The following is a 13,859-nucleotide window of genomic DNA, read 5'->3' as shown; positions in this document are numbered from 1 at the left end:
TTTAATAAAGCTCCTCACAAACTTCTTTGGGTTTTATACAAGAAAAATTAGAATCTAATAATTCAAATAATACTTCATTTTTATCATCTAAAATAAATACATATTCTTTTGAACTTTTTTTATACCAAAAACCCTTTTGCTTTAATGTGTTACTTGTTGAGTTTAATGGATACTGTAAAATATTTGAAAAAAGTTTTTCATTTGCATTGAGATTTAAAGCACTATCTAAAGTATCTATTTCCTCATAATTGTTTTGTAAAACTTTTTGTTTTTTTAAGTTTGTAATACCATTTTGAATAAGGGCTATATCTGCTTTTAATTTTAAAAAATTTGTATTTTGACTTATCAAATTAAATTTAGGTATTGTAAAACTTAGAATTATTGAGATTATTAAAATAACAATAATTACTTCTAAGATTGAAAAGGCTTTTTTCATTAAAACCTTGCTAATTTTTCTGAAATTTGTTCAACCTCTTTTTTGAAAGTTGAGTATTCTTGAGTTATTCGAATATATGCAGCTAACAAATCTTTTGTATTATTCTCTTTATCTAGCTCTAAATATTTCGTAAGTTGTTGTTCCATCTCTTCATCAACATTGATAGTATATGCCATGTGATTGATATAAAATGTAATCTCTTTATTCACTTTTTCGTGCCTTCGTTAATGTTAAAGTACTATCAATTCTTAGAAACATATCTTGATTATTTCGAATGAGTTCATCATTGTCATTCTTAAGAGTTTCTATCTCTTGTTTTAAAGACTGGTTTTCTAGTTTCAGTCTTTCATAATCATGTAAAATTTTATCAAGCTTAGTATTTAATGTCTCTATTATTTCCATAATGAGATTTTATCAAAAGTTTCCTACTAAGAAAGTTTAAAGAATTGTAGTTATGCCTCTTTTTTATCATTTATAAATATTTTTGCTACTTGATACAACATAGCTACTGATTTACCCCATTGAGAAAAATCATCTGCATCTTCTAAAGAAATATCAAATTTACTACATATATTTTTTATTAATTCTTTTTCATTTATATCAAAGTTATTATCAATATGAATTAGTATCATAAGTTCTAAAAGTACTATTTTTTGGCTTTTCTTTGATTTGAAATCATTTAAAATAGTTTCTAAACAAAAACTATTTTCATCAAACATGTCGATATTATCAATACCCATTTCAGAACAATACTCTAAAATTATCTCTTCTTCTTTTTCACCAAAACTTTTATCAATTCTTGCCAAATAATGAGCAAGTTGTAAAAATGAAAATTTCTCTTTTGTTTCTAATTGCATTAACAGCATTTATGTAAATTCCTAAATAGTTTTTTAATTGTTATAAATATTATATAACTTGATAGTTAATGATAGATAAATAATAATTTATAAAATAGTAGCCGTATTTTAGCTACTATTTCTTTTTTAAAGTTTAAGCACCAAGATATTTTGCTCTAATTTCATCAGAGTCTATAAGTTCACTTCCTTTTCCTTCTAAAGCTATCTCACCGTTTTCTAATACATAAGCATAATCAGAGATTTCTAAAGCTGCAAAGGCATTTTGTTCTACTAGTAAAATTGTAATACCTTCGTTTCTTAATTTTTCAATAGTTTGAAATAACTCTCCTACAATTTTTGGAGCAAGTCCAAGAGAAGGTTCATCTAGCATTAGAAGTTTTGGGCTTGACATCAAAGCTCTAGCAATTGCTAACATTTGTTGTTCCCCTCCACTCATAGTTCCAGCTAACTGACCTTTTTTTGATACAAGTCTAGGAAATAACTTAAACATGTGTTCCAATAATTCCTCATATTTATCGTCATTATTAAATGCACCCATTCTTAAGTTTTCTTCAATTGTTAAGTTTTGAAAACATCTTCTTCCCTCTGGAACAAGTGCAATATTGCTTTGTATAATCTTATGGGTTTTCATCTTTGAAATATCATTATCAACATATACAATACTTCCAGTTTTTTTAACATCATTTACAATTGATTGTAAAGTTGAAGTTTTACCAGCACCATTTGATCCAATAAGTGAAACAATTTGTCCTTCATTTACTTCAAAGTCTATACCTTTTACTGCGTTTATTAATCCATAATATACTTTTAAATCTTTTACTTTAAGCATGTTTAAAATCTCCAAGGTAAGCTTTTATAACTTCTTCATCTTTGATGGCGTCTTTAATATCACCTTCAAAAATAGTTTTCCCATAATCAAGAACCATTACCCTATCACAAAGTTTATTTACAAACTTCATATCATGTTCAATTAATAAAATTGTAACATCAAATTCATCTCTAATCTTAAAGAAAAGTTCTGCTAACTCATGAGTTTCTTGAGGGTTCATACCAGCTGCTGGTTCATCTAAAAGCAATAGTTGTGGAGCTGCTGCTAAGGCTCTTGCTATTTCCACTTTTCTTTGCTGTCCATAAGATAAAGATGTAGCCATTTCATCTGCAAACTCAGCAATTCCAAGTACTTCCATAATTTCAAAAGCTCTTTTTCTAATTCGTCGCTCTTCTAAGAAAAATCTAGGAAATCTAAGCATTGCTTCAAGATATGAATAAGAAGCTTGATAGTCAAAGCCAATTAAAACATTATCTAAAACAGTCATTGAATTAAATAGTCTAATATTTTGAAAAGTTCTTGCTATTCCTCTATGTACAATTTTATGTGGTTTTATACCATTTAATGTTTGACCATGAAACTTTATTAGTCCTTGTGTTGGTTCATAATTTCCTGTAATAATATTAAACATAGTAGTCTTACCAGCTCCATTTGGACCAATAAGACCATAAATCTCTTTAGAGTTTACATGAAAAGAGGTATCTTTTATAGCTGTAACTCCTCCAAATTTCTTAGTTACGTTACATACTTCTAAAATCATTTATTCCCCTTTTTTCTCTTAAAAATTTTAAGATCAAATAACTCTTTTTTACCCATTAATCCTTCTCTTGCGAATAGCATTACAATTATAAGAATTAATGAGAAAACAACCATTCTCATACCTGGTGTTCCTTCTGTTTGGAAACCAAAAATATTCATAGGTTCATCCAAGAATCTCATCCATTCTAAGCCAGCCATTACAAAAATAGTTCCTAAAATTGCCCCTGTAGTTGAACCTAAACCACCTAAAATGATTATGATTAACAATTGGAACGTAAGTAAAAATGTAAATAAATCTGGACTGATAGAAGTTAAAAGGGCTGCTAGTAAACCACCACCAACACCTTCAAAAAATGCTGATGTACTAAAGGCTAAAGTTTTTGTCTTAAAAGTATTTACTCCCATTGCAGTTGCTGCATCTTCATCGTCTCTTACAGCTTTCATAGCTCTTCCATATTTTGAATAAATCACATTTAAAATAGCAACTACTGCAAAAATAGCAATTCCACCTGTCCAGTAAAGGTTTGAAAACTCTGGAATATCATTTAAACCTAATGAACCATTTGTAATTTGAGGATTATTAATAGCTAAGATTTTAATAATAAAACCAAACCCTAAAGTAACAATAGCTAAATAATCCCCTCTTACTCTAAATACAGGAAAAGATAAAGTTAAAGCTAAAAGTGCTGAAATAATACCTGAAAACAGTAATGCCCAAGCAAAATCAGCTTGTAATGCTAAGACCCATTCAGATGGATCTTCTAAATAGAATTGATAAAGCATAGTATCTGCATCTAAAGTTAAAATAGCAGTTATGTAAGCTCCAACAGCAACAAACCCGTTTGGTTCAAGTGATAACTGACCTGTCACACCATTTATAAGATTATATGAAACAGCTAAAATTATAAAAATACAAACATTATTTATAATTCTTACTGTATAGTCGTCAAAAGTTACTTGAGCAAACCATGTAAACCAAATAGCTGTGATTATTAAACTTAAGTTTATTAGTCTTTGTTTTGTAAATATTGTATCGTTCATCATGACTAAAACCTACTCTTTTCTAAATCTTCACCCATAATTCCAGTTGGTTTAAATAAAAGTACAAGAATTAAGAAAATAAATGCAAAAGCATCTTTATAACCACCAAGTTCAGGCCAAAATGCAATTACAACAACTTCAGTGAAGCCAATAATAAAACCTCCCAATACAGCCCCTGTTACAGAACCAATTCCACCAACAACAGCAGCAGCAAAGGCTTTAAGACCAACTAATACACCCATCATAGGCTCAACTGATGGATAGTTTACTACCCAGAAAATACCTCCAACTGCTGCAAGAGCAGAACCTAAAGCAAATACAAGCGAAATAATCATATTTGCATCAATTCCCATAAGGTTTACAGTTTTAAAATCAAAAGATAAAGCACGAATAGCCATACCATATTTTGTTTTATATAATACAAATAAAATACCAACTAAAAGAACTAAAGTAACAATAGGAACCATTATAGAAGATACACTAAAAGTGATACCTGCTACATTAAAAATATTTTCCATATACTCAGGAACAGGGAAAGCTCTTGGAACTCCACCTGCAAAAACAGTAAAAGAGTTTTCTAAGAAAAAAGAAATACCAATAGCTGTAATAAGTAGTGAGATTCTTGGTGCTTCTCTTAAAGGTTTATAAGCAATTTTGTCTGTTAAAATACCAACTAAAGAAGATAGTATAACTGCTAATAATACTGCTAAAGAAAAAGGTAACTCAAAAATTGCTATAAAAGCATAACCTAAAAAGGCACCAACCATCATGATATCTCCATGGGCAAAATTAATAAGCCTTAATACCCCATATACCATCGTATAACCAATCGCAATTAAAGCATACATAGATCCCAATGAGAATCCGTTTACCATCTGTTGCATAAATGTTAATAAATCCATTAAAACTCCTGAATTTGTAAAAAATCCATTTTTACAATAGAAAAAGCAACCCTATTTCTTTTCCTAAAGCAAAAAAAAAGCCTAGCAATATTTGCTAGACTTTTAAAAAAATGATTTTCTATTATGGGTTAACCGTCGCTTTAAAGCTAGCTTTTCCACCTTTAATCTCTTTAATAACTGCAGATCTTGTTGCATTTCCTTCTTTGTTAATAGTGATTTTTCCTGAAACTCCATCAAAGTCAGTAGTTTTCTTAATTTCATTATTTATACAAATAGAATCAGTTGGATCTTCACATCTATTCATTGCATCAATTAAAATATTATAAGTGTCTGCACCTAAAGCTGTAAATGAATTCATTTCAGCTTTTCCAGTCTCTTTTTCATGGAATTTAACAAATTTTGCTGATGTTTGTGATGGAGGATTTGTATAGTCAAAGAAGTCTGTAAACATATAACCTTCTACTGACTCACCGCCTAAGTCAATAAATGTTTGGTTAGCAACTCCATCTCCACTAAACATTGGTTTACTTAATCCTAATTGTTTTGATTGTCTAGCTATCATAGAAGCTTCTGGATGATATAAAGGCATAAACATAAAATCAGGATTGATTTTTTTGATTTGAGATACTACAGCTTTAAAGTCTTTATCTCCTGAAGTAACTTTAATAACTTTTACGATATCTCCACCATTTTTCTTAAATGCTTTTTGAAAAGCTTTAGCAAGTCCAAGTGAATAAACCTGTGCTTGATCAACTACAACTACAGCAGTTTTATAACCTTGCTTTTTTGCATAATTAGCAACTACTTCGCCTTGAAAGGAATCTGTAAAACAAACTCTATTAGCAAAAGTTCTTCTTGCCGTTAATCTATCATTTGTAGCAACAGAAGCAATTACAGGTACTTTTTTCTTATCTGCAATAGCAATTGTTTGAGCTGTATTTGTAGATGTTAATGCACCTAAAATAGCAACTACTTTATCAGAAGAAATTAGTCTAGTAGTTGCATTTGCTGTCTCTACTTTATCACCTTTATTATCTATTAAAACAAGTTTAATAGTATCCCCATTTTTTAATGTAGGTTGTAACTTATGTGCTAACTCTACCCCTAAGTTAGTTACTTGTCCATAAGCTGCTAATGGACCTGACATTGGCATTACTGCACCTACTTTTATTTCTTTTGCCAAAGCTATACCGCTAGTTAATGCAGTGGCTAATGCTAAACTTAATACTTTTTTCATCTATACTCCTTTTGATAAAAACGATATCATAATTTTATGTAAAAGTTATGTAAGAATAGCTTATTAAAATGTATTTTTTATAGAAAAGTTATATATTTTATTTACTTTTATGCTTATTTTATACAATTATGTTTTTGCCTTTATCTTTTGCCGCATATAAAGCTTTATCAGCTCTGATAATAATATCATCAATACTATTATCACTTTCAATATAACAAGCTCTTCCTATACTAAGTGTATAATTATATTTTTCATTAAACTTACTATTTTTTATTTTCTGAGCTATTTTTTGTGCTACATTAAAAGATGAATCCAAATTAGTATTGGGAAGAAGAACCAAAAATTCATCTCCTCCATATCTTATCAATAAATCATTTTTTCTAACTGCTTGTTTAGTAGTCTCTACAAAATGCTTAATTACTTCATCACCTATATCATGACCATAAGTATCATTGATTTTCTTAAAATCATCAATATCAATTAAAAGAATAGATAAATCATTTTTTTCTCTTTTTACAATTTTTAGATAACCTTCAATAAATTCATCCAAAAATCTTCTATTATACGCTCCACTTAAAGCATCAATATTTGCTAATTTTTCATTTAGTACTCTTTTAGTCTCAGATTCAACTAACTTTTTTGTTCTTAAATTTAACTCTTTTGACATTTTATTGAAATTTTCACTTAATTTATCTATTTCAACTATTCCACATTTTTCCAATTTTGACACTTCACTTAATCTACCAATATTTCTTGTTAGGTCAATGATTTTTGATATTGGTTTATTGATAGTATTTACTAAATATTTTGCTTTAAAATATAAAAATATAAAGAATACAAAATAAAAGACTAAAATACATGCAATTATCAAATATCCTAATTTCTTATAGTCAACTTTTAAATTATTTATTTTTTCTAAAACTTTATCTTCTGATATTAAAGAGATTATATACCATGAAGTATTTTCAAGTTTTTGTGCAAATAATAGATATTTTTTATCTTCAATTAATATTTTATTATTATAGGGTTTGGATTTTAAAATATTTTTAAAAGTATTAGCTATTTTATTATTATAATAATTAAGAAGGTTGAATTTTTCTGATTTATAAATTGTTTTTTCAATTCTTAAACTATCTTTATAATTATAAGCAGTAACTTCACTAATATTTAATATACTTTCAATCTCTTTTTCCATTGCCACTATCTTACCACTTGAACTAAGGATAAAAGATTTACCTTGATATGGTAGTTTTATATTTAAAAAATCATTAATAAAGGTATTAATAGTTACATCTATTCCTGAAACTCCTTCTAAAATATTATTATTATAAATTGGAGCAATACTACTCATCATCCAACCTTTACCTGCTGGATCCAAATATACCTCTGTCCATATAGGCTTTCTTGAAGGATTATATTTATCAAGTGCTTTATTATAAAAATCATAATTTGTCATTTCTAAGTTTTTTGGCAAAACATCATAAATATTTTCAATAAAAGGATAATATCTAGTAAAGTTTTCTACGGAATTAAAGTGTGTAGCAATTATACTGCTATCATTTTGAACTATTGACTTAAAAGTCTTATCAAAATATTCTGTTAAATATATTTTTTCTTCTACTTCTTTTGTAAGTTGTGTTTTCTTTGAAAGAATCAAAGAACTACCGCCATTATCTACCTCTTTATAAAAAACGCCATCATCTGTATATTTAAATAAGTTCTTATGATTTTTATATATAAACATATCTTTATTTTCAAAAAAGTATTTATGTTCATTTTGTAGTATTTTCGTAAGATTTTCAATTTGTGAAAACTTATTGGATAGATTTTGTATTTTTGTTTCTACTAATTCATTTGTATTAGTCTTAATATCTTTTAATAAAAAATCAATACTAATCTTAGCCATATTACTATTTACTGAAAAGTAAATAATGATTAATAGTATTTCTATCAGTAAAATTGAAGTTAAAGAAGTTTTTAAATAATTTTTATAAATTAATTTTTCTAAATATATTTTTTTCATAAGAACTCTTATATAAATGATTTTTTATATTAAGAGTATCTGTTATTAATTTAACTTTTTATTAACTCATTTCAAGGGACATTAAGTACATATCCTCTCCATCTATAACTTCAATATCGTTTTCTTGGCATTTAGGACATAAAAATTCATTTTTTTCTAAAGTAGACTCTGTTTTACAGTTATTACATTTTATAGTTATTTTTTGTATACTTAAAACAAATTCAGCATTATGACAAATTGTTTGTTCTTTAAACGTATCAAATGCAGTTTGTAATAAATCAGGCTCAACTCCTGATAAAACACCAATTTTTACTACTACTTTTGTAACTTCTTTTGCTTCATTTTCCCTTGCGTGTTGCTCACAAGATTCTAATAATGATTGAACAATACTATATTCGTGCATTTATATATCCTTTAATCTTTTTGGTGTGTTTTTTGGTTTTACTTTATTTACAAAGTTATATCGAAGTGAGTGAAACTCTGAATCTTTTTGCCAAAACTCATCATACATTATGGCTAACTCTTTTTCTTTTTTTTCTTCCATTAAATCTTCATCATCATAAAATCTATCTTTTTTCTTATCTATTAACTCTTCAAAATTATCTTCATCTTCTATAAGTTCATTGGCAAAATCTTGAAGTGATTCAAAGTAGTTTTCAGTTTCAAATACCTCATCAATCATACCTATATTTTTAGCTTCACTAACACTTAGAGGTAAACACTCATCAAGTAAGCTTTGAGCTTTTTCTTGTCCTACTCTTTTTGGTAAGATATAAGTATGATACTCACTTCCAGAAAGTCCCATAGTTTTATAGTGAGGATTTAAAACAACTCCATCACATCCTACTACATAATCACAAGCAAGCCCTAAGAATACTCCACCAGCACCTGCATTTTTGCCAAAAGATGCAATAGTTATAATATCGCTTGCTTCTAAGACTGACTTAACCACATCATTAATAGCATTGATATTACTCCAGCCATCTTCCCCTTGTTTTTTACTATCTTCTAAAATATTTAGATGAATACCATTACAAAAGAAATCATCACCACCCATTAGTACTAATACTTTGTACTCTTCTTTTAGATAATCAATAGCATACTTTAATCTAATAGCTTGGGAAGAACTCATAGCTCCATTGTAAAAGTTAAAGTATAGATATACAACTTCTCCGTCTTCTATCATTGAGATTTCATGATAGGTTTTAGATTTATAATCAACAATAAGTGGTAACCTATTCTCTTTTATACCTTTAATTTTCTCTTTTAGTACATAAGTAGCGGGAAGTTTAAAAGAACCAACTTCTTTTATATGAGAAATCCAAATTGCTCCATCAACTGTTCCTAAACAAATAGCTCCATCCCTTTTGGCTAAAATCTCTTTAGGTTCACCTTTGAAGTTTTCTTCAAAACTTGCACCATATAAATAACACTCAATTCCTTGGATATTATCTCTAACACCAGGATAGGAATCTGACATATTTATCTTTTTGATTATTTGCTCTGTATTATCTTTATCCCAATCTATGATTCTTTTATCCATAGTTATTGGTTCATGAATGTCATTTAGTATTTGAGGTGTTGGGATAAAATCTTTATTTTGATAGTTTTCTAAGAACTGCTCTAAAGCTTTTAAAGTAGCTTTATTTACTTCATTTCTATAGATACTTGCTTTACTTGCAACTCTCATATCAAATGAAGCTTGGGCATATATATCACCTGCATCAAGATCTTGAGCGGCCTTTAGTATTACTACACCCCAGTTTTGAACTTCATTATTTATAGCATGGTCAAGGGAGTTGTGACCTCTATCTCCAATGATTCCTGGGTGTAATATAAAACTATCGTAGTTTTCAAATATTTGTGCAGGAAGATACTCTTTTAAAAAGGGAGATAATACTATATCAGGTTTAACTCTTTCAACCTCTTCTATCATAAGTTCTTTTGAAATAGCGAACTTTACACTTACTTCGTGATTTAGTTCTCTAAGCTTACAAAAAACACTTTGAGATAAAGAGTTAAAGCTTGATATTATTAAAAGTATCTTCATACAAAACTACTAACAGATTCTTGGTAATAACTCACCAGTTGGTAATTCTAAAAATCTTTTTGTTCCCCATGATGAGTGAAGAACAACTCTTTTTTCATAAGCTTGCGAAACTTCTGCGATAATTGAAGCATTTGATGAGTTCTCGAACTGTTTTAAAACTTCAAGTGCCTTATCAGCTTCATCTTTATTTACAGCTAATACAAAAGTTCCTTCATTTGCTAAACTCATAGCTTCAAATCCAAGTAATTCACAAATACCTTTCACTTCATCAGCTACTGGTACTTTTTCTTCTTGAACTTCAATACATACATTAGATTGATTAGCCCATTCATTAAGAACTGCACTAACTCCACCTCTTGTAGCATCTCTTAAAGCAGTGATTTTAATACCTGAATCAATTAAAGCTTTTACTTGTGGCCATAAAGAAGCACAGTCACTTTGTAAATCTGTATTTATATCCATACCTTCACGTGCTGCAAAAATAGTAGCACCGTGTGCGCCCACATCACGGCTTACAATAATCACATCATCTTCAGATACACTGTTCGAGCTAATACCTTTTTGAATAACTTCTCCAATACCAGTAGTATTAATAAAAATCTTATCAACACTTCCTTTTGGAACTACCTTTGTATCACCACTTACAACGATAGCATTATTTTTAGCTAGCTCTTCTTTCATAGACTTTACGATCTTCTCTAAGCTTTTTATCTCAAAACCCTCTTCAATAATAACTGAACAAGTTAAGTATTTTGGTTTTGCACCCATCATGCTCAAGTCATTACAAGTACCACAAACTGCTAGCTTTCCAATATCTGCACCATTGAAAAACAAAGGACTTACTGTAAATGAATCAGTTGTAAAAGCAAGACTACCATCTTGGATAATCGCAGCATCTTCGCTTTTATTTAAAATATCATTTTTAAATGCTCTATAAAAAACCTTTGAGATTAACTCTTGGTTTTCTGCTCCACCATTTCCGTGAGCCAGTGTTACTGTTTTCATATTTTCTCTCTTTAAAATATTTAAAATTGTTAATAAGGGTTAGATTTTTAGTAAAAATCAAGGCGGAAAGCAAAATTTAGCTAGGAGCTTACTTTTAATAAGTGAGTAACTAAATTTTACTTTTCAACGCAGAGTTTTACAAAAAGCTGGTACTTAATAACTATTTTAGTAAGTTTCCATACTTGTAGTACGCCGCACATGCACCCTCACTAGAAACCATACATGAACCAATAGGACGAGTGGGCTTACATGCAGTTCCAAATACTGTACAATCAGGAGGATTTGCAATCCCTCTTAAAATATCACCACAAATACATAGTTTATGATCTTCTATTTCTTGCATTGGTAATACATCTTTATAAATTACTTTTGCATTGTATTTTGAATACTCTTCTTTTAGTTCAAGTCCACTTGAAGGGATATTTCCTAATCCTCTCCATTTAAACATCACTTTATCAAAGTATTTTTCCATCATATCTTGTGCTCTTTGATTTCCATCGTAAGATACAAGTCTTTTATACTCGATTTCAAGTTCACATCTATCTTCAATAAACTGTTTTAAAATCATAGAAATTGACTGCATTACATCTACTGGCTCAAACCCTGCAACAACTACTGGTCTTTTATAATCTCTTGGAAATTGCTCATAGATTTTTGAACCACTAATAACAGATACATGAGAAGGCCCTAAGAAAGCATCAATTCTGTTGTTATATGAATCTACATGTTCATCTCTACTATCTATTAACTCTTTCATTACTTCTGGAACTGTTACATGATTGATATGGAAAAATACATTTTCAATACCTTGTTTTACAACAGCTTCTAAAAGTGAACATGTCATAGGTGTAGTTGTCTCAAAACCAATAGCAAAGAAAATCACCTTTTTACTTGGATTCTCTTTGGCTATTTTGATACAGTCCATAGGTGAGTAAACAAATCTTACATCAGCACCCTTACTTCTTGCATCTTGTAAACTTCCCTTACTTCCTGGAACTTTAATCATATCACCTAAAGTAACTAAGATTACGTCTTCTTGAAGTGAAAGGATATATGCACTATCGATTCTCTCTTTTGGCATAATACATACAGGACATCCAGGACCATGAATGAAGTTAATATTATCTGGTAATAATTGAGGAATACCATACTTCATGATAGTGTGAGTGTGACCACCACATACTTCCATGATATTTATAGTTTTTCCTAATTTTTTAGCATCTTCATTTATGATTTTAGCATAAGCTTTAATAACATCTGGGTTTCTGTAACCGTCATAAAGATCTTTTAATTCTAATTCCATAATCGCTCCAACATAGGCGTATTGTATGCTCGTACCTCACATAAACAATCGCCGTGCGAATCTAAAAATGATAAACTGTTATCATTTTTTTTACGATTCTCCTCTTTTAATTCTAATTCTTTTTCCATACTATTACCCTATCGGTTTGGACAATTTTCAGACTCAGCAATAATCTTACCTATCTTGCCGTCTTGCGGTGTTTGCTTCGCATCCACATCGCAATCGGCGTGCGGAGCTAAAGAAGACAAACTATTGTCTTCTCTTTGACGCTCCTCCTCTTCCATTTTGTCTATAATTTCTCGATAAATTTTCAATGACTCTAAAGCATCCTCTTCATCAATCTTATTCATAGCAAAGCCAATGTGTAACAGCACATAATCACCAACTTTTACTTCTTGGTCAATTAAGTCTAAAGAAGCAGACCTCTCAACACCCATAGTATCAACTACACAAGTGTTCATCTCTTCATCGATGCTTTTAATTTTTGAAGGAATTGACAGACACATATTAATTTTTCTCCTTTATTGTACGCCCCTCCATCGTGCTTAAGCACATGATTACGGGCTCTAATCTAAAAAGGTAAAGCAGTTTACCTTTTCTTAACGCTTATCGCATCTTTCTTTTAAATTCAATCCAGTCAATTACTCTTTGAAGTGACTCTTTATCATTGATATTTACTTCTAAAATATCTACATTTGGTTTTAATTTTCTAGCTTCCGCTTTTTCTTTTTCCACATCATATTGGAAGTGAGGAAGTAAATCTGTTTTTGTAATAAGAATTAAATCAGCTGCTCTAAACATAACTGGATATTTAGCAATTTTATCTTCACCCTCAGGTACTGATACTAATACAATATTTAAGTGAGTTCCCACATCATAAGATGCCGGACATACTAAGTTCCCTACATTTTCAACAAAACATACATCTAAGTCATCTAAAGGCATATCATGTAAACCTTTATGAACCATAAATGCATCTAGGTGACATGCTGAACCAGTTTGAATTTGAGTAGCTTTGATTCCCTTAGCTTTTAATCTATCGGCATCTCTATTAGTCTCTAAGTCACCCTCAACAACACCATATTTAAAATCAACCATATCAGCTAAGTTCTCAAGTAAAGTTGTTTTTCCACTTCCAGGACTTGACATAAGGTTAATACCTAATACACCTTGTTTATCAAAGTGTGCTCTATTGTGAGCTGCTTCGTGGTCATTTTTATCTAATATTTTTTTAATAACTGAAATAGTTTTAGTATCATTTAACTGTGGGTTATGATGTAAAGTATCATGTGCAGCTTGATGAGAAGCTGAATCTCCATGAGAGTGGTCATGGTCATGATGATGGTGGTGATCTGTAATACTACATCCGCAATCTGTACACATATTTTATTCCTTTTTTGTGAATAGTTATTCATTT

At 29.6% G+C, this 13,859-nt stretch carries 14 protein-coding genes and 1 pseudogene; all 15 read right to left on the bottom strand.

Annotation, left to right across the window (positions count from 1 at the left end):
* Position 1: 1 nt before the first annotated feature.
* The gene (locus ACH5BK_RS00465; RefSeq protein WP_404303751.1) at positions 2-436 is read right to left on the bottom strand and encodes a prepilin-type N-terminal cleavage/methylation domain-containing protein; all 435 of its coding nucleotides are present in this window, start codon (positions 434-436) and stop codon (positions 2-4) included.
* Positions 436-645, bottom strand: a complete 210-nt coding sequence (locus ACH5BK_RS00460) for a hypothetical protein (RefSeq protein WP_404303749.1) — start codon at positions 643-645, stop codon at positions 436-438. The genes ACH5BK_RS00465 and ACH5BK_RS00460 overlap by 1 nt, the downstream gene beginning before the upstream one ends.
* Positions 646-888: 243 nt before the next feature.
* On the bottom strand, positions 889-1,302 hold the full coding sequence (locus tag ACH5BK_RS00455; protein WP_404303748.1) for a TerB family tellurite resistance protein: 414 nt from the start codon (positions 1,300-1,302) through the stop codon (positions 889-891).
* Between the two features lie 124 nt (positions 1,303-1,426).
* Positions 1,427-2,122, bottom strand: coding sequence for an ABC transporter ATP-binding protein (locus tag ACH5BK_RS00450; RefSeq protein WP_404303746.1), 696 nt, complete (start codon positions 2,120-2,122; stop codon positions 1,427-1,429).
* Positions 2,115-2,882, bottom strand: coding sequence for an ABC transporter ATP-binding protein (locus tag ACH5BK_RS00445; protein WP_404303744.1), 768 nt, complete (start codon positions 2,880-2,882; stop codon positions 2,115-2,117). The genes ACH5BK_RS00450 and ACH5BK_RS00445 overlap by 8 nt, the downstream gene beginning before the upstream one ends.
* Entirely contained in the window at positions 2,879-3,925 is a 1,047-nt protein-coding gene (locus tag ACH5BK_RS00440; protein ID WP_404303742.1) for a branched-chain amino acid ABC transporter permease, read from the bottom strand. The genes ACH5BK_RS00445 and ACH5BK_RS00440 overlap by 4 nt, the downstream gene beginning before the upstream one ends.
* 2 nt (positions 3,926-3,927) lie before the next feature.
* Complete coding sequence (locus tag ACH5BK_RS00435) at positions 3,928-4,824, bottom strand: branched-chain amino acid ABC transporter permease (protein ID WP_404303741.1); 897 nt, start codon at positions 4,822-4,824, stop codon at positions 3,928-3,930.
* A 121-nt stretch (positions 4,825-4,945) separates the two neighbouring features.
* Entirely contained in the window at positions 4,946-6,061 is a 1,116-nt protein-coding gene (locus ACH5BK_RS00430; RefSeq protein ID WP_404303739.1) for an ABC transporter substrate-binding protein, read from the bottom strand.
* Between the two features lie 118 nt (positions 6,062-6,179).
* Positions 6,180-8,084: a diguanylate cyclase gene (locus ACH5BK_RS00425; protein ID WP_404303737.1), complete on the bottom strand. Its 1,905-nt coding sequence runs from the start codon at positions 8,082-8,084 to the stop codon at positions 6,180-6,182.
* 61 nt (positions 8,085-8,145) lie between these two features.
* Entirely contained in the window at positions 8,146-8,487 is a 342-nt protein-coding gene (gene hypA / locus ACH5BK_RS00420; RefSeq protein ID WP_404303736.1) for a hydrogenase/urease nickel incorporation protein HypA, read from the bottom strand.
* On the bottom strand, positions 8,488-10,134 hold the full coding sequence (locus tag ACH5BK_RS00415) for an enoyl-CoA hydratase-related protein (RefSeq protein WP_404303735.1): 1,647 nt from the start codon (positions 10,132-10,134) through the stop codon (positions 8,488-8,490).
* Positions 10,135-10,143: 9 nt separating this feature from the next.
* On the bottom strand, positions 10,144-11,139 hold the full coding sequence (gene hypE / locus ACH5BK_RS00410; RefSeq protein ID WP_404303734.1) for a hydrogenase expression/formation protein HypE: 996 nt from the start codon (positions 11,137-11,139) through the stop codon (positions 10,144-10,146).
* Between the two features lie 160 nt (positions 11,140-11,299).
* Positions 11,300-12,442 carry a hydrogenase formation protein HypD gene (hypD, locus tag ACH5BK_RS00405; RefSeq protein WP_404303732.1) on the bottom strand — a complete coding sequence of 381 codons (1,143 nt, stop codon included), beginning with the start codon at positions 12,440-12,442 and terminating at the stop codon, positions 11,300-11,302.
* 265 nt (positions 12,443-12,707) lie between these two features.
* Positions 12,708-12,948, bottom strand: a pseudogene (locus ACH5BK_RS00400) (HypC/HybG/HupF family hydrogenase formation chaperone); the annotation flags it as partial.
* A gap of 100 nt (positions 12,949-13,048) precedes the next feature.
* Complete coding sequence (gene hypB, locus ACH5BK_RS00395; RefSeq protein ID WP_404303731.1) at positions 13,049-13,825, bottom strand: hydrogenase nickel incorporation protein HypB; 777 nt, start codon at positions 13,823-13,825, stop codon at positions 13,049-13,051.
* Between the last annotated feature and the right edge of the window lie 34 nt (positions 13,826-13,859).

It is taken from the genome of Arcobacter sp. YIC-80 (genome assembly GCF_044841725.1).
Taxonomy (GTDB): domain Bacteria; phylum Campylobacterota; class Campylobacteria; order Campylobacterales; family Arcobacteraceae; genus Arcobacter_B.
Note: the sequence above shows the minus strand (reverse complement) of the source record. Positions and strands in the feature narration are given on the sequence as shown.